The 20584-nt window shown below is 57.7% G+C and carries 20 protein-coding genes; 8 read left to right on the forward strand and 12 right to left on the reverse strand.

Features of this window, described 5'->3' with window-relative positions:
• Positions 1–2 precede the first annotated feature (2 nt).
• The 3 genes from ACP0GE_RS06425 to ACP0GE_RS06435 all read right to left on the reverse strand — a co-directional run bounded on the left by ACP0GE_RS06425 (position 3) and on the right by ACP0GE_RS06435 (position 3101).
• Entirely contained in the window at positions 3–1277 is a 1275-nt protein-coding gene (locus tag ACP0GE_RS06425; protein WP_424831161.1) for a permease, read from the reverse strand.
• Between the two features lie 177 nt (positions 1278–1454).
• The gene (locus ACP0GE_RS06430) at positions 1455–2195 is read right to left on the reverse strand and encodes a YebC/PmpR family DNA-binding transcriptional regulator (protein WP_424831162.1); all 741 of its coding nucleotides are present in this window, start codon (positions 2193–2195) and stop codon (positions 1455–1457) included.
• A gap of 267 nt (positions 2196–2462) precedes the next feature.
• Entirely contained in the window at positions 2463–3101 is a 639-nt protein-coding gene (locus ACP0GE_RS06435) for a hypothetical protein (RefSeq protein WP_424831163.1), read from the reverse strand.
• Between the two features lie 107 nt (positions 3102–3208).
• On the opposite strand from ACP0GE_RS06435, the gene ACP0GE_RS06440 reads away from it, so the two are divergent.
• The 4 genes from ACP0GE_RS06440 to ACP0GE_RS06455 all read left to right on the forward strand — a co-directional run bounded on the left by ACP0GE_RS06440 (position 3209) and on the right by ACP0GE_RS06455 (position 8368).
• Entirely contained in the window at positions 3209–4981 is a 1773-nt protein-coding gene (locus tag ACP0GE_RS06440) for an SLC13 family permease (protein WP_424831164.1), read from the forward strand.
• Positions 4982–4997: 16 nt separating this feature from the next.
• Positions 4998–5732, forward strand: a complete 735-nt coding sequence (locus ACP0GE_RS06445; protein WP_424831165.1) for a glutamine amidotransferase — start codon at positions 4998–5000, stop codon at positions 5730–5732.
• Between the two features lie 105 nt (positions 5733–5837).
• The gene (locus ACP0GE_RS06450; protein WP_424831166.1) at positions 5838–6695 is read left to right on the forward strand and encodes a bile acid:sodium symporter family protein; all 858 of its coding nucleotides are present in this window, start codon (positions 5838–5840) and stop codon (positions 6693–6695) included.
• 11 nt (positions 6696–6706) lie between these two features.
• Positions 6707–8368: an FAD-binding dehydrogenase gene (locus ACP0GE_RS06455; protein ID WP_424831167.1), complete on the forward strand. Its 1662-nt coding sequence runs from the start codon at positions 6707–6709 to the stop codon at positions 8366–8368.
• Positions 8369–8373: 5 nt separating this feature from the next.
• Here ACP0GE_RS06455 and ACP0GE_RS06460 read toward each other — a convergent pair whose 3' ends face one another.
• From ACP0GE_RS06460 to ACP0GE_RS06470, 3 genes are all read right to left on the reverse strand, one after another.
• Positions 8374–8826 (reverse strand): META domain-containing protein, encoded by a 453-nt coding sequence (locus ACP0GE_RS06460; RefSeq protein WP_424831168.1) that lies wholly within the window; start codon positions 8824–8826, stop codon positions 8374–8376.
• A gap of 98 nt (positions 8827–8924) precedes the next feature.
• Positions 8925–10703 (reverse strand): SLC13 family permease, encoded by a 1779-nt coding sequence (locus ACP0GE_RS06465; RefSeq protein WP_424831169.1) that lies wholly within the window; start codon positions 10701–10703, stop codon positions 8925–8927.
• 82 nt (positions 10704–10785) lie between these two features.
• A complete protein-coding gene (locus tag ACP0GE_RS06470) occupies positions 10786–11607 on the reverse strand; it encodes a TIGR00282 family metallophosphoesterase (protein WP_424831170.1) in 822 nt (273 codons plus the stop codon).
• An 88-nt stretch (positions 11608–11695) separates the two neighbouring features.
• Between ACP0GE_RS06470 and ACP0GE_RS06475 the strand changes: the two genes are divergently transcribed.
• Positions 11696–11929 carry a DUF333 domain-containing protein gene (locus ACP0GE_RS06475; RefSeq protein ID WP_424831171.1) on the forward strand — a complete coding sequence of 78 codons (234 nt, stop codon included), beginning with the start codon at positions 11696–11698 and terminating at the stop codon, positions 11927–11929.
• A gap of 3 nt (positions 11930–11932) precedes the next feature.
• Here ACP0GE_RS06475 and ACP0GE_RS06480 read toward each other — a convergent pair whose 3' ends face one another.
• Positions 11933–12490 carry a 5-formyltetrahydrofolate cyclo-ligase gene (locus ACP0GE_RS06480; RefSeq protein WP_424833820.1) on the reverse strand — a complete coding sequence of 186 codons (558 nt, stop codon included), beginning with the start codon at positions 12488–12490 and terminating at the stop codon, positions 11933–11935.
• A 5-nt stretch (positions 12491–12495) separates the two neighbouring features.
• Positions 12496–13890, reverse strand: a complete 1395-nt coding sequence (gene mgtE, locus ACP0GE_RS06485) for a magnesium transporter (protein ID WP_424831172.1) — start codon at positions 13888–13890, stop codon at positions 12496–12498.
• A gap of 139 nt (positions 13891–14029) precedes the next feature.
• Between mgtE and guaD the strand changes: the two genes are divergently transcribed.
• Positions 14030–15319: a guanine deaminase gene (gene guaD / locus ACP0GE_RS06490; protein WP_424831173.1), complete on the forward strand. Its 1290-nt coding sequence runs from the start codon at positions 14030–14032 to the stop codon at positions 15317–15319.
• Between the two features lie 61 nt (positions 15320–15380).
• Here the strand turns inward: guaD and ACP0GE_RS06495 are convergent, their stop codons facing one another.
• The 3 genes from ACP0GE_RS06495 to ACP0GE_RS06505 all read right to left on the reverse strand — a co-directional run bounded on the left by ACP0GE_RS06495 (position 15381) and on the right by ACP0GE_RS06505 (position 18040).
• Complete coding sequence (locus ACP0GE_RS06495) at positions 15381–16715, reverse strand: 8-oxoguanine deaminase (protein WP_424831174.1); 1335 nt, start codon at positions 16713–16715, stop codon at positions 15381–15383.
• A 116-nt stretch (positions 16716–16831) separates the two neighbouring features.
• Positions 16832–17623 (reverse strand): histidinol-phosphatase, encoded by a 792-nt coding sequence (hisN, locus tag ACP0GE_RS06500; protein WP_424831175.1) that lies wholly within the window; start codon positions 17621–17623, stop codon positions 16832–16834.
• A gap of 45 nt (positions 17624–17668) precedes the next feature.
• Positions 17669–18040, reverse strand: coding sequence for a helix-turn-helix domain-containing protein (locus ACP0GE_RS06505; RefSeq protein WP_424831176.1), 372 nt, complete (start codon positions 18038–18040; stop codon positions 17669–17671).
• Positions 18041–18356: 316 nt separating this feature from the next.
• Between ACP0GE_RS06505 and ACP0GE_RS06510 the strand changes: the two genes are divergently transcribed.
• Positions 18357–19313, forward strand: a complete 957-nt coding sequence (locus ACP0GE_RS06510) for an NADPH:quinone oxidoreductase family protein (protein WP_424831177.1) — start codon at positions 18357–18359, stop codon at positions 19311–19313.
• Positions 19314–19317: 4 nt separating this feature from the next.
• Here ACP0GE_RS06510 and ACP0GE_RS06515 read toward each other — a convergent pair whose 3' ends face one another.
• Positions 19318–20199 (reverse strand): LysR family transcriptional regulator, encoded by an 882-nt coding sequence (locus ACP0GE_RS06515; protein WP_424831178.1) that lies wholly within the window; start codon positions 20197–20199, stop codon positions 19318–19320.
• 127 nt (positions 20200–20326) lie between these two features.
• Here ACP0GE_RS06515 and ACP0GE_RS06520 point away from each other — a divergent pair, with 127 nt between their 5' ends.
• On the forward strand, positions 20327–20536 hold the full coding sequence (locus ACP0GE_RS06520; protein WP_424831179.1) for a DUF1127 domain-containing protein: 210 nt from the start codon (positions 20327–20329) through the stop codon (positions 20534–20536).
• Positions 20537–20584: the final 48 nt, after the last annotated feature.

Here is a 20584-nt window from a genome sequence, read left to right on the forward strand (position 1 = left end):
AATCAAACCTGCGCAGGTGCTTTCTTGGCCGGCGTCACGATCCGATAACAGGAATAGGCAGACCAAAGGCAGACAAGAACGATAAACAAAATCGCCGAGGCGACCTCGTGCATATGCGCAATTGCCGCCAGAATGGTCGAGACAATAACTCCGACCAGTCGGCAAATCGCCTTAACCGCCGCCGCGCCCTGAATGCGCTGGTCTTTGGGGGCGACGTCCAGGAAATACAGCTTTCTTGCTGTTCCGACGCCTGTCACGGCGACCGAAACGACAAACAGAGCGACCGCATGAAGATGAATGTCATGGTCTAAATGCAGGTAATGAAAGGTCAACAGGACAATCCCGGTAATCGCAACCATTAATGTGCCGGTAACCATGACTGCACGGTGTGATTTCATGTTTACGACTTGCCACAATGGCGCGGAGACCAGATAGCCCGAGGCCGACGACACGATCATTGCAGTCAGCCCTCGGGCCGTTTGATGATGTGCCTCAGCAGCGATGAGGGCGAAGAAGGGAACCGACAACGTCACCACCACCAAGGGCAGCCGCATGACCATGTAGCGGCGAAACCAGGCCTGATCGAACATGCGGCGTATGCCATCAACAATCTCGCGCAGGGACTGGCGCTGCGGACGCGCTGCCCCGGTTTTCGCCTTTTCGTCCGGAACAACCTCTGCCATCGCCAGAATGCAAACGGCAGAGAACAGGAAGAAAGTGACTGAGGCCACAACAACCGCAAAATGCCTGGAAAACGGAGGATGCTCTTTGGTGATCTCGTGAATAAGCAAAGCAAGCCCAATCGCGCCCAGCCCTCCAAGCCCGAGTTGAAGGTAGTTAATCACCATGCGGGACTTGGCCTTCAGCTGGTCTCCGAACACATCTGACAGCATCAGTGATTGGCTTTCCTCGATCAGGCCGATCAGAAAGAACGCAAGCACAAAGGCAACTGCCGTCATCGGGATGTTGCCGGTAGCCGCAATCAATAGGGCGACCAACAGGCACACACCGATCCCCATTTCCGTCACCGCGATACCGCGTTTCTTTTGTAGCTGCGCGGCAATGGGGCGGGCAAAGAACAGGTCCGAGATCATGCTGCCCACCATGCGGACCGACACCAGCGCACCGGCCAGAAACATCGGCAAATCCAGCGAGACTGCAAGAAAAGCCAGAACAACTGATGGGCTGCCCAACGTCCAGGCAACCTGCGACAACACACTTTGACCGGCCAACACCGATACATTGCGTCTTGCCGATCCAGAAGATGAGAGTGCCATTATTTGCTGTTCCAAATTTCCCGCACCTTACGATGCGACGCTGCCCATCGGGTGCCATTCAAGCGCGCCCTAAATCAAAGTGTATAAACTCAAATAGCTTCGGCCAAGGGGCGTATCAAAAGCAATAAACCCGGCCGCAGAGACCGGGTTTATTTAAAAAATGCGCTTGCTACGCGATTAAAGCTGCGCCATGACCTCGTCGGTGGCTTCGAAATTTGTGGTCACGCGCTGCACGTCATCGTCATCTTCCAGCGCATCCACCAGCTTCATCAGCTTTTGCATATCTTCCAGACCCAGCTCGGTGGTGGTGGTGGGCTTCCACACGAGCTTGGTGGATTCGGATTCACCCAGCGCCTCTTCCAGCGCGTTCGACACATCGTTCAAATCGGTGTCAGCGCACCAGATGATATGGCCATCTTCCGAACTTTCGATATCCTCGGCCCCGGCTTCGATAGCCGCTTCGAAAATGGTGTCCGCATCGCCTGCATCCGCCTGATAGATCACCTCACCTTTACGGTCGAACATGAAGCCAACCGAACCGGTTTCGCCCAGGTTCCCACCATTCTTCGAGAAGGTGGAGCGCACGGTCGAAGCGGTGCGGTTGCGGTTGTCGGTCATCGTCTCGACGATCACGGCGACACCATTGGGGCCGTAGCCCTCGTACCGGATTTCTTCATAATCGTCGCCTTCACCCGCAACCGATTTCTTGATCGCGCGATCGATCACGTCCTTGGGGACCGAGTTCGACTTGGCCTCTTTCACCGCCAGACGCAGGCGCGGGTTCTTGTCAGGATCGGGGTCGCCCATCTTGGCGGCGACCGTGATCTCTTTCGACAGTTTGGAAAACAGCTTGGACCGCGCGGCGTCCTGACGTCCCTTGCGGTGCTGGATATTGGCCCATTTGGAATGGCCTGCCATGGTGCGTCCTCGTCATCATGTTTGCGTATTCGGCGCTCATATAGACGTTTGCGGGGGGCAGGATCAAGAGAGCCTAGCACCCAAGATGACAACACAAGTAACTCATCAACGGACCTGAATCTTGCTCCGCTCCCATTTGGCATTGGGGGCATACTTTTCAAACAGAGCCTGCAACAGCAATTCCGACCCACGGTCCGCCTTTGGGCCCAAAGTTACACTCATGTTATCAAAAACATCAGCTCTAAGATTGGCAAAAACAGCTGTATCTTAAAATGTCATCAGACTGAATGCATCCTTCGCCGACAAACCTTGAATAGTGCTAAACGCAATGCTGAACGGCAGCCGAAAGCGCCATTCAGCCTCGAATTCCCAATCAACAGCTTTATTGAGACCGACGTGGCTTAGCGTTGCAAAATACTTCTCGCCTTCTGAGCTGTTTGCTTTAGTGAGTACCTTAGGAATGTCTCCTACCCGCTCGGCATCAACATATTCTACTTTGTCCGGCCCCATGATTTGCTTCAATTCGCCGACGAGTTGCTCTCCGTTCCAAAGGCAATTCATTTTTGGCCTCGGAGGATTTTTGAGTTCGGCGTAATTGATAGTTGCAGGAGGCCAATTTCCTGACTCTATTGGGGCTTGAGTATCAAACATCTCTGACGGAAGGCAGATTCTAACGCCTCGAAGATCGGAGTACATCTTCCACATAGGTAGTGTGTCCGAAGCGTTTGCCGTCCAAGAAGAGGAGTAGATCATACGCTCAGCATGCTGGAAGTCTGATGTTTTTCCCTCAAGAGGGTCGTTCAACTCACTAAGAAGCGTGAATTTCAGTTTTTTGGTTGCCAATATTAGAGCAAGTGTTTCCAGCGAAGTGTAGTGAAAGAGCATGTTCGGATACCGTTCGGGCATAATTTCTTTCCGGTATTTTCTGGCTTAATTGGCAATGCATTACAGTATCTGGCATCGTTTTTGAACTACCTCTGCCCAAGCTGCAAATTATGTGCTTACTTGTTGGTATGACGACAGATCAAATCATTCTTTTCGCGCTTTTCATCACTGTTTTTGGAATGCTTCTGTGGGGCCGGTTTCGCTATGACCTTGTGGCCTTCACCACCTTGATGGTGGGCGTGGTGCTGGGCGTTGTGCCGGTGGACAACGCCTTTGCGGGCTTTGGGCATCCGGCGACCATAATTGTAGCGCTGGTGCTGGTTGTATCCGCCGGATTGGTACGGTCGGGTGCTGTGTTCCTGATCACGCGCACTTTGGTCGATGCCTCGCGCGGGCTGGGCGCACATATCGCCCTGATGGGCGGGATCGGAGCGGTTCTGTCGGCCTTCATGAACAACGTGGCTGCTTTGGCTTTGCTGATGCCCGTCGACATTCAGACTGCGCGCAAGGCGGGGCGCGCCGTAGGGCTAACCCTGATGCCGCTGAGCTTTGCAACGATTTTAGGCGGGATGGCGACCCTGATCGGGACACCACCCAACATTATCATTGCGTCGATCCGGGCCGAGACATTAGGTGAGCCGTTTCGGATGTTCGATTTCGCCCCGGTCGGCGGCCTGGCCGCAATAGCCGGATTGGCCTTCGTATCCCTGATCGGGTGGCGCTTGATCCCGAACCGAGGCCCGCAGGAAGAAACGTCCGAGGCGCTGGCGGAATACATCGCAGAGCTGACTCTGCCGCCCGAGTCACCTCACATCGGCAAGAGGGTCAGCGAACTGTACGAGGATGCCGAGAAATCCGACGTGGCCATCATCGGACTGATCCGGGATGGCAAGCGCCGCTATGGACGATCCACCCATACGACACTGAAAGAGGGCGACGCGCTGGTGCTGGAAGCCCGCCCCGAAGCGCTGGATGAATTCCGCGCGGCTTTGAAGCTCGATTTTTCTGATACCCGCCGACAAGAGGTTTTGACCGCGGAAGGCGAGGGCCTCGAAGTCATCGAAGTCGTTGCCACCGAAAGCGCGCGGATTACCGGCCGCACCGCTCAGGGGTTGGGCCTGGCATGGCGTCAGAGCACCGTTCTGATGGGTATCTCGCGCCAGGGGCGCAGGATTACCGAGCAGGTTCGCAAGACCGAGGTGGAAGCGGGTGACATCCTGCTGCTGCTCTGCCCGCGTGACCGGGGGGCGGATGTCACCGAATGGCTCGGTTGTTTGCCGCTGGCACAGCGGGGCCTAAACGTAACGGCCAATGACAAAGCATGGCTCGCCATCGGCCTGTTCGCCGCTGCCGTATTGGCGGCCAGCATTGGCCTGATCTACCTGCCCATTGCGTTAGGCTTTGTGGTGGTTGCTTACGTTCTGACCAAGATCATGCCGATAAGTGACATTTATAATCACATCGAGTGGCCGGTTGTCGTGTTGTTGGGCTCGATGATCCCCTTGGGCAGCGCCCTGGAGACGTCCGGCGGCACCGAGTTGATCGCGAATGCTCTGATCCAATTAACCGATGGTCTGCCTGCATGGGCGATCCTGACGGTTCTGATGGTCGTAACCATGACCCTGTCGGACGTGCTGAACAACACGGCCACCGCCATTGTCGCGGCCCCGGTCGGCATCCAAATGGCCCGCACTTTGGACGTATCGCCCGACCCGTTCCTGATGACGGTCGCCGTTGCAGCCTCCGCCGCGTTTCTTACGCCGATTGGGCACAAAAACAACACGCTGGTTTTGGGCCCCGGAGGTTATCGGTTCGGAGATTACTGGCGCATGGGCTTGCCGCTGGAGATCCTGATCATCGCCGTCTCGATCCCCGCAATCCTTGTCTTCTGGCCACTTTGACGGGTAAAGGCGTCGCATGAAACGCTTTTTGATCCTGCAACTGCGCCCGGAAACGGATGCGTCGGACGCCGAATACGCCTCGATCCTGAACCGCAGCGGCCTGTCGTCCGACCAGACGCACCGTGTCCGCCTGGACCGAGAGGACCTGCCCGAGGGATTGGACGTGGCGGATTATGCCGGTGTGATTGTTGGCGGCGGGCCCGGCTGCGTCAGTGACGATGCAGCGACCAAATCGCCGATGGACGCCCGTATCGAGGCCACGATCATGGGGTTGATGCCTCAGATCACAGCGCTGGATCATCCGTTTATGGGCTGCTGCTATGGTTTGGGCATCCTGACCGCCCATCTGGGCGGGGACGTCAGCAAGGCGCAGTATGGGGAACCGGTAGGGCCGTCCACCTGCCGGGTGACGCAGGAAGGGGCTCAGGACCCGCTGATCGCAGGTTTGGATCAGACATTTGACGCGTTTGTCGGCCACAAAGAAGCGGTTCAGGCATTGCCGGAAGGGTGTGTTCATCTGATCACTTCTGACCCCTGCCCGTTTCAGATGATCCGCTGGGGTCAAAATGTTTACGCAACGCAATTCCACCCCGAGGCGGACGCGAAGGACTTTGAACAGCGCATCAATATTTACAAAAGCCACGGATATTTCCCGCCCGAAGACGCGCAAAAGCTGATCGACACCTGCCACTCGGCCAACGTGACCCAGCCCGGAGAAATCCTGCGCCGCTTCGTTGAGCGGTACGCCTGATCCAAAAACGCCGGCAGAAATTCGCGTTGCATCGCAACGGCGCTGTTGCGTGTGCCTTGGACCCGCGCATAGGTTGATCTGAAACGAATTCGGGAGGAACTGTTCGTGGATCTACTCATCAATGTGGGCCTGCCCCTGTCACTGGCCATCATCATGTTGTCCTTGGGACTTGGGCTTGAAGTTGCCGACTTTCGCCGCGTTTTCACCCGCCGCCACGCCTTTGCAATCGGCGCGCTGAGTCAGGTCGTGTTGCTGCCAATAGCGGCTTTCCTGATCGTCAATTTGTTTTCCCTTGCGCCAGAAATCGCGGTTGGCGTGATGCTGCTCAGTTTTTGCCCTGGCGGGGTGACCACCAATATCCTGTCCAAGCTCGCCAAAGGTGACGTGGCCTTGTCGGTCAGCCTGACTGCGGTCATCAGCCTTCTTTCGATTGTGACTGTTCCATTCCTTGCGGCGTGGTCCATCAACTACTTTATGGGCAGCGAAGCCCCGGATGTTTCGATCGCCGGATTGGCCATTGCTCTGTTTCTTATTACCACACTTCCCGTCGCGATCGGTGTCAGCCTTCGGCACTTCGCCCGGGGATTCGCCGAGCGGCTGGACGGGCCGCTGTCCAAAGCGGCCGTTGTGCTTTTCGTTCTGATCGTCATCGCCGCGTTGGCAGGGAACTGGCAGTTCTTCGTCGATAACTTTGCTTCCATGGGGGCGGCGCTGGTCACGATGATCATCGCCCTATTGCTGATCGGATTGGGCCTTGCGCGGGCTGCCGGCCTGTCCCCGGAAGAAGCCAGGGCGATTTCGATTGAGACCGGCATTCAAAACTCGACGCTTGGTATTACACTGGCGGCTCTGATCACTGGCACCACGACGGGTTTCAGCCCACTGGCAGTCCCTGCGGCCGTGTACGGCATCACCATGTACATCGTCGTTGCGCCTTTCATTCTTTGGTTCCGCAGCCGCTGAAAGGGCGTCCCATGACCTCGAACACTGCAGACGCGATTGTCGTTGGCGCAGGGCTCGCCGGGTTGGCTGCGGCGGCGGAACTTGGGGATCGTGGCAAAAAGGTCATCGTTCTGGATCAGGAGCCCGAGCATTTTCTGGGCGGGCAAGCGCATTGGAGCCTCGGCGGGCTGTTCATGGTCGACACCCCCGAGCAGCGCCGGATGGGAATCCGCGACAGCCACGATCTTGCGCTGCGGGACTGGATGTGCAGCGCACAATTCGACAGGGTTGAAGACGCCTGGCCCCGCAGATGGGCCGAGGCCTATGTCGAGTTTGCCGCTGGCGAGATGCGCCCGTGGCTACATCAGATGGGCCTGCGTTGGTTTCCAGTTGTCGGCTGGGCCGAACGCGGCGGATCTTACGCCAATGGGCACGGCAACTCTGTCCCGCGCTTTCACATCACGTGGGGCACCGGACCCGGCGTTCTGGAACATTTCATCCGCCGGGTTCGTGAACATGTCAGCGCCGGGTTGATCAAGTTGAAGTTCCGCCATCAAGTCAGCCATATCATTATGCAAAACGGTAGCGCAAAGGGCGTATCTGGTGAGGTTCTGGCCGATGATACGGCCGTACAAGGTGCCAAGACCAATCGGGATGAAGTGGGTGAATTCGAAGTTTACGCCCCATCCGTCATTGTTACCTCGGGCGGGATTGGTGGAAATTTCGAAATGGTTCGTAAGAACTGGCCGCGTGCTCGGCTGGGTGAGCCTCCAAAAGACATGGTGGCTGGCGTGCCTTTCCATGTCGACGGGCGGATGATTCCCATTGCTGAAAAAGCGGGCGGGCACGTCATCAACGGCGACCGGATGTGGCATTACACCGAAGGCGTGCGCAACTGGAACCCGATCTGGCCGTCCCACGGTATACGTATTCTGCCCGGCCCAAGCTCAATGTGGTTTGATGCACGGGGCAACAGGCTGGCTCCGCCCTTCTTGCCGGGGTTCGATACGCTAGGCACGCTGCGCGAAATCCTGAAAACCGGCTACGAATACAGCTGGTTTGTCCTGACCCAGAAGGTGATCAAGAAAGAGTTCGCCCTGTCAGGATCAGAGCAGAACCCTGATTTCACCTCTGGCAGTTGGAAAGAGGTGATCCGCCAGCGCATTCTCTCAGGCTCCAAGGCGACCGGACCCGTTGAGGCATTCAAGGAAAAGGGTGAAGATTTTGTGGTCGCAAATACACTGACAGAACTGGTCGGCGGCATGAACCAATTGGGCGGCGGCCTGATTGACGAGGCCCAGCTGCGCGCCCAGATCGAAGCGCGGGATTCTCAGGTCGACAATCTGTTTTCGAAAGACGCGCAGATGATGGCGATCCTGGCGGCCCGTAACTATCGTGGGGATAAACTGATCCGTACCGCCAAGCCGCACAAGTTCCTTGATCCAGCCAATGGTCCGTTGATCGCCGTCAAACTGCACATACTGACCCGCAAAACGCTGGGTGGGTTACAAACCAATCTGGACAGCCAGATGATCGGTGAAGACGGACAGGTCGTCTCCGGGCTGTTCGCCGCCGGAGAGGTCGCAGGCTTTGGCGGCGGTGGATATCACGGCTACAACGCGCTGGAAGGTACGTTCCTGGGGGGATGCATCTTTTCAGGGCGCAACGCTGGACGCTCGCGGGCAGTTGCCTGACACGGCTACTCCACGCGCACGAATTTCAACACCGGCTCACCCGCCGTATCGAGCATGACCAGACTGTCCCCGGCAACCGCATATGTCGCTACGGTTTGCAGCGCGTCGAAGAACTGCCGCTCGACCTGTTCCAGTTCGGGTGGGCAGGCCATCAGTGTCGCGGCAATATTGTCCGGGAAGTCGATCATGTTACCGGAAATCTCCGCCTGACCCATAAAGCGATTGCATCCGCCGCTGCCGCCAAACGCACCTTCGGTTTCAAAGCCGATCTCGGGTCGCTTGTCTGTGTTCAGCGTATCTGCATCGATCCCAATCGCGGACCATTTTGTGTTTTCAAGCACAGCAGCGCCCTGCCCGTCAGCCGGGTCGCTTGAGCTTTGGGCCGTGCTATGGCTGCCCAGAAGGGCCAATACAACTGCGCAGGCCACGATGGCCTTGCCGATCTTTGGAAAAGGCATGTTCCTGTCCTTTCACTCCAGATGCTTTGAAGAAAAGATTGGGACAGTATCAGCGTTTACAAGGTCCGCACATTTTTATCGGCGATTCCGCGCCTGCCCTACAGTGGCCAGATCAGCGGGATCAGCAACGACGCCAGCAGGCCAACCGTCAGGTTCAGCGGCACACCAACCCTGAGAAAGTCGGTAAACCTGTACCCGCCGGGGCCGTAAACCATCATGTTGGTCTGATACCCGATTGGCGTCGCGAATGAGGCGGACGCCGCCACCATCACCGCAACCACCAGCGGGCGCGGATCTATGCCGACCGCCTGCGCCAAACCGATGGCAATCGGCGTCACCACGACGGCAACGGCGTTGTTTGACACCAGCTCGGTCAGCACCGAGGTCAGCAGGTAAACCGCCCACACGATCATAAACGGCGGCAACATACCCAGGCCCGGTGCCACGGCTTCGACAATCAGTGACACTGCGCCCGAGGCATCAAGGGCAGCGCCGATGGCCAACATGGCAAAGATCAGGGCCAACAGGCGGCCTTCGACAAAGGAAAACGCCTCATCCGCATCGATGCATCGTGTCAACAGCACCACGGCCACAGCAAGAATCGACAACAGCAGAATCGGTGCCACGCCCAATGCGGCCAGAACCACGATCCCGGTCAGAGCTCCAATCGCAATCGGCGCATGAGAGCGCCGGAAGGCCCGGGCCGAAGGTTGGCTGACATCCACCATATCCATATCTGCGGCCAGCCTTTGAATATCCGCTGGCGCGCCTTCCAATAGCAACGTATCGCCGACACGGACCACAAGATCGTCAAGCTGACGGCCGATATTCTGGTTCCGACGATGAACAGCCAGCGTGTAGACACCGTACCGGCGACGCAGGCGCATCGCACCCAAGGTTCGCCCCACCATACGACAGCCGGGGGTGATCAGCACCTCAACCGTTTTGGTTTCAACTGCCGAGACCTGATCAACGCGCTTCAACTCCTTGTTGCTCTGCAAGCTCAGCAATTCGGTCATCTCGGTGCGCAGCACCACGCGGTCACCGACGCGCAGGGCCACGCCCTTCAGGTTACGCCGTAGCGACTCATCACCCCGGATCACGTCGATCAGACGAACGCCGGGGCGTTTGAACAGCTGAACGCCCGTCACCTCGCGCCCAACAAGATTGCTGTCCGGAGGGATCACGGCCTCGGTAAAGAATTTCATCTTCGAGCGATCACTGAGCATGGACGCCATGCTGTCGCGATCCGGCAGCAGCCGGGGCGCAATGAACCGCAGGTAGATCATCCCGTAGATCACCAGTGCAATGCCCAGCGGCGTGACTTCGAAAATCGAAAAGGCCTGCATCCCCTGCGCCCGTGCCACACCGTCAACCAGCAGGTTGGTCGAGGTTCCGATCAGCGTCAGCGTGCCACCCAGAATGGCTGCATAGCTTAGTGGAATAAGCAGTTTCGATGCTGGAACGCCCAGCGTGCGGGCGATCTGGACAAATACCGGGATCATAACCACGACCACGGGCGTGTTGGACACCACCGCCGAGGCCACAATGACAAAGCCCATCAGCAATCCGATGGCGATGCGCGGATTGACTTGGGCCTGTTTCTGCGCGGTCGAGGTAAAAGCATCCAGCGCGCCGGTTCGCACAAGCGCGCCCATGATGATGAACATTGCCGCAATCGTCCAAGGCGCCGGGTTAGACAACACCGCCAGCGCGCTTTGATAGGGCAGAATACCCGTGACCAACATCAGGGCCACACCACCGATGGCGACCACTTCGGTCGGGTACACCTCGCGCAGGAACATGATGAACATGCCCGCAACAACTGCCAGCGCCAGAATTGCGCTGCCCGTTTCTGTCAGTGGAAGGAATTGCATGCGTGGTATTCTGTCCGAACCCTAACCCGGCCTAAGCGCCTGACATGCAGTTTCCCGCATTGATCCCGGTTGAGCAAGCCTGTCATGTGTCCTGAGGACCCGCCTGTTGCAATCGCCCGCCCACGCGCACCATGTGAACGGAACGGGCCTGCCCATTCTGATCATCCGTTTCGACGAAAACGCCGCTCAGTGTTGCTTCGCCGTTGGCCGGTGAAAAACGGGCTTTGGGCATGCCGGTGATAAAGCGCCGCATCGGTTCGATCTTGTCCATGCCAATGACCGAATCGTAATCGCCGCACATCCCTGCATCAGTCAGATAAGCTGTTCCGCCGGGCAAAATCTGAGCGTCCGCCGTAGGTACATGGGTATGTGTTCCAACCACGAGGCTGGCGCGTTTATCGCAATAGTGGCCCATCGCCATTTTCTCGGACGTTGCTTCGCAATGCATGTCGACGATGATGGCATCCGCCTGCCCGCCGCGCGGGTGCGATTTCAGAATCGGTTCGATGGCCGAAAACGGGTCATCGAAGGGTCGCTTCATGAAGACCTGCCCCAGCACCTGGACCACCAGCACCTTGCGCCCACCCGGTGCTGTGAACAAGCGATGCCCCTTCCCCGGTGCGCCTTTGGCGAAATTCACCGGGCGGATGACACGCGGCTCTTTTTCGATAAATTGCAGCATGTCCTTCTGGTCGAACGCGTGATCACCCAGCGTCAGACAGTCCGCGCCGGCATCCAGCAGCAGCTTGGCGTGATCGCCGGTCAGCCCCATTCCGTTCGAGGCATTCTCGCCATTGACCACAACAAAATCCAACCGCCATTCGTCACGCAGACGCGGCAGATGTTGTTGAACTGCCGCGCGACCGGCGCGGCCCATGACGTCACCCAGAAATAGAATTCTCATTCAAACCGTCCTAAGTGTGGTCTTGCCCAAGCACAAGCGGTTAAGCTGCGGACATAACCTGTTGAAACGATTTCTCACGGAGGATTTGATGCACCGTTTTCTTCTGACAGCCGCTGGTCTGACAACACTTGCCGCCTGTGATCAGCCATCATCTACGGACTCGTCTGCACAATTGGCCAACCCTGCGGCGACCTATTGCATCGACAGCGGTGCAAAATATGAAATTCGGGATGGCGCGGACGGTCAGACGGGTGTTTGCATTCTGGCGGATGGGCGCGAGGTCGATGCCTGGGACTACTTCCGTGAAAATCACACGGGCTGACCGTCAGAACGTCAACACACGGCTTTCGGTGATCACCATATCCAGCGGCTGATCCGTCGCCTCCAATGGCAGTCCATCAGCCTCCTGCGCATCAAAGGCGAACCCGATGGCCATAGTCGGACGAATGGCGCGCAACCGTTCCAGCGTGCGGTCATAGAACCCGCCGCCATAACCCAGCCTACCGCCCAGCGCATCAAAAGCGACCAAAGGAACGATCAGAATCTCGGGTTCGAAATAGTCGTCAACCTCGGGCACTTTGGCCCCGAACGGACCGTCTTTCAGCACGCCCTCGGGCGTCCAGCGAGAAAAGCGTAGCGGCTGCTCGGCGGCCTGAATGACCGGCACACCCACCGGTCCATAGGCCGAAGCTTCGGCCATTGCGGGCAGCGGGTCGATCTCGGTACGGATCGGCATGTACCCGGACAAAGGTACGCCCCGGTATCCCGCCAGAACTTCAGACAGACGACCGGCAGCTCCGGGCGGGCGGGCATCAAAGGCAGCCTTTCGGCGCGCGAAAGCCGCCTTGCGCGCGGCGGCTTTGATTTCGGCCAAATCGGTTATGTCGTTCACAAAAGCACCACGCTGGCAAGACCAAGGAACAGGAAGAACCCCATGACATCAGTGGTGGTTGTCACAAAGGTACCGGACGCAAGCGCAGGGTCAGCGCCCAGACGGTCCAGTACCACAGGCACTACCGTACCCACGAAGCCTGCGATGATCATGTTCACGACCAATGCACATCCGATCACGACGCCCAGCATCGCAGAATCGAACCACATCATCCCGACCGTACCCAACACGATGGCAAAACACAGCCCGTTCAAAAGCCCAACCAAAAGCTCTCGCCGGATAACCCGCAACACGTTGGACCCGGTCAGATCGCGCGTTGCCAGCGCCCGTACCGCAACTGTAAGTGACTGCGTTCCGGCGTTGCCACCCATGGACGCCACGATTGGCATCAGAATGGCCAGTGCAACAAGCTGGTCAATCGCCCCCTCGAATTGCGAAATCACCAACGAGGCACAGATCGCTGTACACAAATTCACCGCCAGCCACGGCAGCCGCCGCTTGCTTGTCGCCGCCACGCTGTCAGAGATCGAGCTTTCGTCGCTCACACCAGCCAGACGCAGCATGTCCTCTTCATATTCTTCGTCCAGAACAACCATGGCATCGTCGATGGTGATGACGCCCACCAATCGCCCGTCGGTATCCACAACGGGCGCCGAGATCAGATGGTACTGGTTGAACGCATAGGCCACATCCTCTTCATCCTGATCGACGGGGATGATGTGAAACTCTTCTTCGATGATGTCGTGCAGCGGAACCTCGCGCCGAGTGGCCATCAGTCTACCCAATGTGACCTGAGCGATCGGTTTCATCCGCGGGTCAACAAGGATTATGTGATAGAACTGCTCGGGCAGATCGTCATTGGCGCGCATAAAGTCGATGGCCTGTCCAACCGTCCAATGCTCGGGTGCCATGACGACCTCACGCTGCATCAGGCGACCAGCCGAATTCTCGGGATAGGCCAGCGCTTGTTCAGCAGCGATACGTTCGGAATCCTCTAGCGCGTCCAGAATGGTTTCCTGCTGCGGCTCTTCCAGATCCTCCAGCAGGTCGACGACATCGTCGCTTTCCATGTCGCGCACGGCTTCGGCCAGAACATCCGGGTTCAGTACGTTGATGACTTCTTCCCGGACGGCTTCGTCCAGTTCCGACAGGATGTCGCCGTCGAATTCCTTGTCATACAGGCGGATCAGCCTTGCGCGGTCGTAAGAATTGATCTGCTCAAGAAGGTCGGCGATGTCGGCCGGGTGAAGCGGCTCCATCAGTTCAACCAGCTTGTCGCGGTCATCCACGTCCACCGCATACAGGATCGCTGTTACCGTCTTGCGATCCAGCGCATAGGCGTCCTCGTCCCGGGGCTGGTCTGGTCTGACCTCGTCACTGCCTGTCGTCATGCGCTGCCCCCTTTTCGTGGCGATTGGCCCCTAAATAGAAGAAGCAGCTACCGGAAAACAATGACAATGGTCCGATTTACCCACATCTTTCGGCCCCCTATGCTGAACAGCGGTTCAAAATGGGCGGAGAACAAGACAAATGGCGCAGAAGACGCTTTTGAAAGGACGCGTTCTGAGTTTCAGCGGATCACCTTTCGAGGGGGAGCCTGTCGACGCGACCCAAATAAGCGAAGCGGTCCTGATCGAGGATGGGCGTTTTGCAGCCGTGGGAACCTCTGCCGATCTGTCGGCGGCCCATCCGGACGCACAAGTGACAGATTATGGCGACCATTTGATCATGGCCGGGTTTATTGACCCGCATGTGCATTATCCACAGACCGCCATGATCGCCAGTTGGGGCAAACGCCTGATCGATTGGCTGAATACCTATACTTTCCCGGAAGAGATGAAGTTTGGCGACCCGGATTATGCTGTTGAAATCGCAAACAGATATCTAAACCTGACCGCCGCCCATGGCACCACTACCATGTGCAGTTTCTGCACGATCCACCCCGAAAGCGTAGAGGCCTTTTTCACCGCCGCCCAAGCCCGTGGTCAACGGGTTGTTGCTGGCAAAACCTGTATGGACCGCAACGCACCCGACGGGCTGCGAGATACCGCGCAAACCGCTTATGACCAGTCGAAAGTCCTGTTGCAGAAATGGCATGGGGTGGACCGAATTTCATACGCGATCACGCCCCGGTTTTCGCCGACATCAACACCCGAGCAGCTAGAAGCAATGGGCGCGCTGTGGGCCGAAAACCCCGACTGCTTGATGCAGACCCATCTGAGTGAGCAGACGGATGAGATCGAATGGGTCCGGTCATTGTTCCCGGATGCTAGGGATTATCTGGATACGTATGAGCAGTTCGGTTTGTTGGGCGCGCACGGTCTCTATGGTCATGTGATCCATCTGGAACCCCGCGAACGCGATAGGCTGCGCGAAGTTGATGCTGCGTTGATCCATTGCCCAACGTCCAACACCTTTATCGGTTCGGGCCTGTTCGACATGAACGGGTTGGTTCTGGACGGCCACCGCGTAGGGCTGGCCACCGATACCGGCGGCGGGTCCAGTTTTTCGATGCTGCGGACCATGGCAGCGGCCTATGAGATCGGTCAGCTACGCGGTCGTCCGCTGCATCCGGCGCAACTGCTGTGGTTGGGCACCGTTGGATCAGCCCGGACCCTGCGGATGGACGATTGCATTGGTAACATTGCGCACGGCATGGAAGCCGATCTTGTTGTTTTGGACCTCGCCTCGACACCTGCCATTTCCCAGCGCGAAGCCCATGCGGATGATTTGTGGGAAGCGATCTTCCCGACCATCATGATGGGTGACGACCGCGCCATTGCCGATGTTTGGATCGGCGGCAGACGGGTCGCGATCTGAATGCGCCTGCGGCGCATGCCTCCGGCGGGGATATTTTTGGCCAGATGAAGAATGGACCCCGCTAGGACGAGAGGGCGCGCGCAAGGCGATTTTGGTTTTCGACTACGCGAGGCAAGTCGATTGTGGTGATCAAGCCATCTCTCACGATCTGGCGGCCTTCGACAAAAAGGTGTTTCACCTTTTGCGGCCCGGCCAGCAAGAGCGCGGCGGGGTCCCAGCTGCCGGCGCTTTCAATGCCGGTCGTGTCCCAAACGGCGATATCCGCGCGTTTTCCTGGCATCAGCCGCCCGCAATCAGGCCGGTTGAGCACATCCGCACCGCCCCGCGTTGCGATTTCCAGCGCCTCCCGGGCCGACATCGCATCTGCGCCGTTCACAACGCGCTGAAGCAACATGGTTTGGCGGGCCTCTTCAAACAAACTGCCATTGTCGTTGCTGGCCGACCCATCGGCACCAACGCCGACTTTGACGCCCGCGTCCCGCATGGCGCGCACCGGCGCAATTCCGGATCCAAGGCGACAGTTCGAGCATGGACAATGAGCAACGCCGGTTTTGGTGCGTGCGAACAGATCGATCTCGGCCTCGTCGAGTTTGACGCAATGGGCATGCCAGACATCGTTCCCTGTCCATCCCAGATCTTCTGCGTATTGACCAGGCCGACAGCCGAATTGAGCCTGAGAATAGGCGATATCTTCGTCATTTTCAGCCAGGTGTGTGTGCAACATCACGCCTTTATCCCGGGCCAACAGGGCCGAATCGCGCATGAGGTCCCGGCTGACCGAAAAGGGTGAACATGGCGCCAATCCCACCCGGCACATGGCGCCTTCGGACGGGTCGTGAAAAGCGTCTACAACACGGATCATGTCTTCGAGTATGCTGGTTTCGGCCTCGACAAGGCTGTCCGGTGGCAGCCCGCCATTGCTTTCGCCGATGCTCATCGCGCCGCGCGTCGGGTGGAACCGCATGCCAAGTTCGGACGCGGCGGCGATCGTGTCCTCAAGACGCGCGCCATTTGGATAAAGGTACAGGTGATCCGAACTGAGCGTGCATCCGGACAGGGCCAGTTCGGCCAATCCGATTTGTGCTGAGATGTAGATTTCCTCGGGCCCAAACCGCGCCCAAATCGGGTAGAGCGTTTTCAACCACCCGAATAGCAGCGCGTCCTGACCACCCGGCACCGCACGGGTCAGCGTTTGGTAAAGGTGGTGGTGAGTGTTGACCAGGCCGGGCGTGACCACGCATCCCGCGGCGTCGTGAAGTTCGCCTTCTGTTGTCAGGTCGTGACCAATTTCAGCGATCTGACCATTGCGGATCAGCAGATCAGCGCCGGACAATTCACGCCGAGTATCGTCCATGGTCAGGATCGTATCGGCATTTCGGATCAGTATTTCGGGCATAACGCACACTCCTGCATCTGCCCGCCTCATGCATAGGAGTGCCAGCTGGTGGAAAACGGGCTTAAGAACCAGCTGCCGGGACTATAACCTTCAGCCACGCATCCAGCAACCTGGGTTCAGAATGTGCCCAGGATGCCCAGCGCAGCCGCGTGAATATCCGAGTTCGCAGCCGCCACGACCCGCCCGCCACCATGAGCCGGGTTGCCTTGCCAATCGGTCACGATTCCACCGGCAGCCCGGATCACTGCAATCGGCGCCTGAATGTCATAGGCGTTCAATCCAGCCTCGATCACGAGATCAACCTGCCCCGCCGCGAGCAGCGCGTAAGCATAGCAATCCATCCCATAGCGTGTCAGCTTTGCCTTGCGAGACACGGCGTGGAACGCTTCGCATTCTGCTTCAGTGCCGACTTCAGGGAATGTGGTGAACACGACGGCCTGCTCCAGCTCTCGTGCCGCGCGCGTTTTCAAGCGGGCTTTCCCCGTTGGGCCTGTGACGAAGGCCTGCCCATCCTGTCCAACAAATCGCTCACCAATATAGGGCTGGTCGATGACGCCAAGGAACGGCCCGTTTGCATCGCCTAAAGCGATCAGAACACCCCAAGTTGGTGTTCCGCTGATGAACCCACGTGTCCCGTCGATGGGATCAAGCACCCAAGTCCGTCCGCTGGTTCCGACACTATGCCCGAACTCTTCACCCAGAACGCTGTCATCGGGACGGCGTTTCGCCAGAACGGCACGCATCGCTTTTTCTGCGTCCCGGTCGGCTGCAGTGACCGGATCGAAACCCGCATCCAGTTTGTTTTCAGTTTCAAGGTCGACTTGACGGAAAAACGGAAGAATGGCCAAACGCGCCGCATCGGCCATTTCTTCGGCAACGTCCTGATCGCTGAGATGTGTGTGTCGCATGCCCCACCCGTGCGACGGTGTCACCCCAGAGTCAAGATGATCGTGTCACGCAACTTCGCTGAGAACACGGGCCAGTTCGAACAGACGTCGGCGCTGGTTCTCTGGGATCGAGTAATACGAGCGCACAAGATCCAATGCTTCTTTGTCACCCATCAGATCGGCAGGAACAGACTTTTTGTCTGCATCGCTTTTTTGCTCTTCTTCCAAGCCTTCAAAGAAAAAGCTGACAGGAACATCCAATGCCTCGGCGATATCCCAAAGGCGGGACGCGCTGATCCGGTTGGCCCCGGTTTCATATTTCTGAATCTGTTGAAACTTGATACCAACTTGCTGCGCCAACTGCTGCTGGGTCATGCCAATCAGCCAGCGGCGATGCCGGACGCGCTTGCCCACATGGACATCGACGTGATGAGTCATTGGTAATCTCCTCATTTTACTCAAACATCCGATAGGGACAAACCACACCAGCCCTCGCCGCAAGAATAGCGGCTCGTGGCTTAAGAACTCCCTAATCCGGAACGGGCCCCCCGTTGGCACCGCGCATCAGTATTGCCGCATTCAACTTTTTTTTCAAGCAAGTTGAATTCAAACCCACGAATAGTTGTTTAAGGTTGTAACCGGCCCGACAGTTTCCTCCTGAGAAACACTAACCCGTTCCGCGCTACGTCATCTGAGTTTGGAATTGACAAAATTTACCGCCTGCCCACCAATGCGCCAAAACCGGAGGACGGGCATGCTGGCATATCGCATCAATTCGAATGGGGCCAAGGCCGAACTTTGTGAAACAACGGTTCCATCGCCCGGTGACGGGCAGATTCGGGTAACCATTCGCGCATGCGGCCTGAACTTTGCCGACCTGTTGATGCTGAAAGGCAGTTATCAGGATACACCCGAAGCTCCGTTTACCCTGGGCATGGAAATCGCCGGGATTGTTGACGAAATCGGCAACAATGTCACGAATGTAAAACCTGGTGACCGGGTTGCTGTTTTTTCGGGCCAGGGCGGGCTGGCTGAATACGGTGTTTTTGATTCCGACAGACTCCTGCCGTTGCCTGATTCCATGAGTTTCGAGGACGCGGCCGCGATGCAAATCGCATACGGCACCGGCCATGTTGCACTGCACCACCGGGCACGATTGCAGCCGGGCGAAACCCTGTTGGTCACCGGTGCGGCAGGGGGCGTTGGCCTGACGGCGGTCGAGTTGGGCAAACTTATGGGTGCCACGGTCATTGCTCAGGCGCGCGGGGCCGAAAAACTGGCTGTGGCGCAACAGGCTGGTGCAGATCATCTGATTGATGCCAGCGAAGACTTGCGTGCCCGAGTGCTGGCATTGGGCGGGGCTGATGTGGTCTATGATGCGATTGGGGGCGACGTCTTCAAGGCGGCTTTCCGCGCCACAAACCCCGAGGGCCGCCTGCTGCCCATCGGGTTTGCCGGAGGAGAGGTGCCTCAGATTCCGGCCAATCACCTTCTGGTCAAGAATCTGACCGTGATCGGAGTGTATTTCGGTGCTTATCTGAAATTCCGGCCCACGGTTGTCCAGGACAGCTTCGCCACGCTTTTTCGCTGGCATGCCGAGGGCCGGATCAAACCGCATATCAGCCACACTCTACCACTGCGTGACGTTGCAGAGGGGATGCGGCTGATGAAAGAGCGCAAATCGACCGGCAAAATCGTCATCACGCCCTAGCCGATCACCCGGCAACCGCCTTCAAAGGCGTCCGCCCCAGAAGATAAAAATTCTGCCGCACCAACGCTGCCAGGGCATCGACGACCGGATCACGTGATTTGTCGCCGCCATAGAGGTTGATCCTGTGCGCAGGCAGATCAGGTAGCGCACCACCCGAGTCGATCTGTTCAAGATGCGCCGCCTCGGTTCCATCCAGCATCGCATGGACGGCAAGATCCGCGCTGACCGTGGCCTCAATCGTCCGGTCATTTTCGGTTTCCACCGACAATTCCCAAGGAACTCCGGCCTCATCCAATGCCGCTATGATCTGCGGGCGGAACATGCAACGTCGCCCGACCGCCAACGGAAGTGGACGTTTGCGCCAGGCCGATCCGCCCGGCGCACCGATCCATCGCAAGGGAAGCTCGGCAATCGTTTCTGCACCTGCGCCCCCATCCGCTTCGGTCGTCAGGATCAGATCGCATTCGCCCCGCTGAAACATTTCTTTCAACTGTAGCGTATAGGATGAGATCAACTGCACCCGGACACGAGGGAACTCGGCGTTTATCCTCTGCAAGACGCGCGGGATTGCAGGGTAAACAATGTCATGTGGAACACCCAACACAACTTCGCCCTCAAAGGCCTGGTCCGTTAATTTCGAAATCACCTCGTCATTCAGGGCAATCATGCGGCGGGCATAGGCCAGCAGCTGGTCTCCGGAAGCGGTCAGGGCGATTGTTCGCCCGCTGCGGTCCAGCAACTCCAGACCCAAAAGTTCTTCCAAACGTTTGAGCTGCATGGATACGGCAGATTGCGTCAGGTGCAAAAACCCGGCGGCGCGGGTGACACCTCCGTGATCGGCAACAGCCACAAAGGATCGCAGCGTAGTGATGTCCAGATTACGCATTCTTCAATATTCCTTATGGGTGACGTCAAAAACATTCATTTTCAAAATATGTCAGGTTGCGCCATATAGATCAAGAAGTTTGATACTAACCCGGGAAACCATCACCCAATACGAAAGGGCAACTGCTATGACTCATGCTGCGATCTCAAAACCGCTCTGCCTGCCCCATACCCGCAAAGGCGGGATATTCCGGCGCCTGCTGAGCCTGTCCAAGCAACGTCGGGACCTGGCCCGGCTGGATGACCGTGCGCTGGAGGATATTGGCGTCACCCGAGCCGAAGCGCGCGCCGAGGCCGCTCGCCCCCTTTGGGACGCTCCAAATCACTGGCTTAAATAGCTGAACTGGAAGTATTTTAAGGCGTTTGTGGCGGTCAGATGTGACTGG

This window comes from Ruegeria sp. (genome assembly GCF_965243365.1).
Classification (GTDB): Bacteria; Pseudomonadota; Alphaproteobacteria; order Rhodobacterales; family Rhodobacteraceae; genus Ruegeria.

Excerpts from the sequence above, each read along its gene's own strand:
- ACP0GE_RS06430 (WP_424831162.1), bottom strand. The coding sequence starts at position 2,195 with ATGGCAGGCCATTCCAAATGGGCCAATATCCAGCACCGCAAGGGACGT.
- ACP0GE_RS06425 (WP_424831161.1), bottom strand. The coding sequence starts at position 1,277 with ATGGCACTCTCATCTTCTGGATCGGCAAGACGCAATGTATCGGTGTTG.
- ACP0GE_RS06495 (WP_424831174.1), bottom strand. The coding sequence starts at position 16,715 with ATGCCCGAAATACTGATCCGAAATGCCGATACGATCCTGACCATGGAC.
- ACP0GE_RS06455 (WP_424831167.1), top strand. The coding sequence starts at position 6,707 with ATGACCTCGAACACTGCAGACGCGATTGTCGTTGGCGCAGGGCTCGCC.
- ACP0GE_RS06520 (WP_424831179.1), top strand. The coding sequence starts at position 20,327 with ATGACTCATGCTGCGATCTCAAAACCGCTCTGCCTGCCCCATACCCGC.
- ACP0GE_RS06460 (WP_424831168.1), bottom strand. The coding sequence starts at position 8,826 with ATGCCTTTTCCAAAGATCGGCAAGGCCATCGTGGCCTGCGCAGTTGTA.
- mgtE (WP_424831172.1), bottom strand. The coding sequence starts at position 13,890 with ATGACGACAGGCAGTGACGAGGTCAGACCAGACCAGCCCCGGGACGAG.
- guaD (WP_424831173.1), top strand. The coding sequence starts at position 14,030 with ATGGCGCAGAAGACGCTTTTGAAAGGACGCGTTCTGAGTTTCAGCGGA.
- hisN (WP_424831175.1), bottom strand. The coding sequence starts at position 17,623 with ATGCGACACACACATCTCAGCGATCAGGACGTTGCCGAAGAAATGGCC.
- ACP0GE_RS06470 (WP_424831170.1), bottom strand. The coding sequence starts at position 11,607 with ATGAGAATTCTATTTCTGGGTGACGTCATGGGCCGCGCCGGTCGCGCG.
- ACP0GE_RS06510 (WP_424831177.1), top strand. The coding sequence starts at position 18,357 with ATGCTGGCATATCGCATCAATTCGAATGGGGCCAAGGCCGAACTTTGT.
- ACP0GE_RS06440 (WP_424831164.1), top strand. The coding sequence starts at position 3,209 with ATGACGACAGATCAAATCATTCTTTTCGCGCTTTTCATCACTGTTTTT.
- ACP0GE_RS06515 (WP_424831178.1), bottom strand. The coding sequence starts at position 20,199 with ATGCGTAATCTGGACATCACTACGCTGCGATCCTTTGTGGCTGTTGCC.
- ACP0GE_RS06505 (WP_424831176.1), bottom strand. The coding sequence starts at position 18,040 with ATGACTCATCACGTCGATGTCCATGTGGGCAAGCGCGTCCGGCATCGC.
- ACP0GE_RS06445 (WP_424831165.1), top strand. The coding sequence starts at position 4,998 with ATGAAACGCTTTTTGATCCTGCAACTGCGCCCGGAAACGGATGCGTCG.
- ACP0GE_RS06475 (WP_424831171.1), top strand. The coding sequence starts at position 11,696 with ATGCACCGTTTTCTTCTGACAGCCGCTGGTCTGACAACACTTGCCGCC.
- ACP0GE_RS06435 (WP_424831163.1), bottom strand. The coding sequence starts at position 3,101 with ATGCCCGAACGGTATCCGAACATGCTCTTTCACTACACTTCGCTGGAA.
- ACP0GE_RS06465 (WP_424831169.1), bottom strand. The coding sequence starts at position 10,703 with ATGCAATTCCTTCCACTGACAGAAACGGGCAGCGCAATTCTGGCGCTG.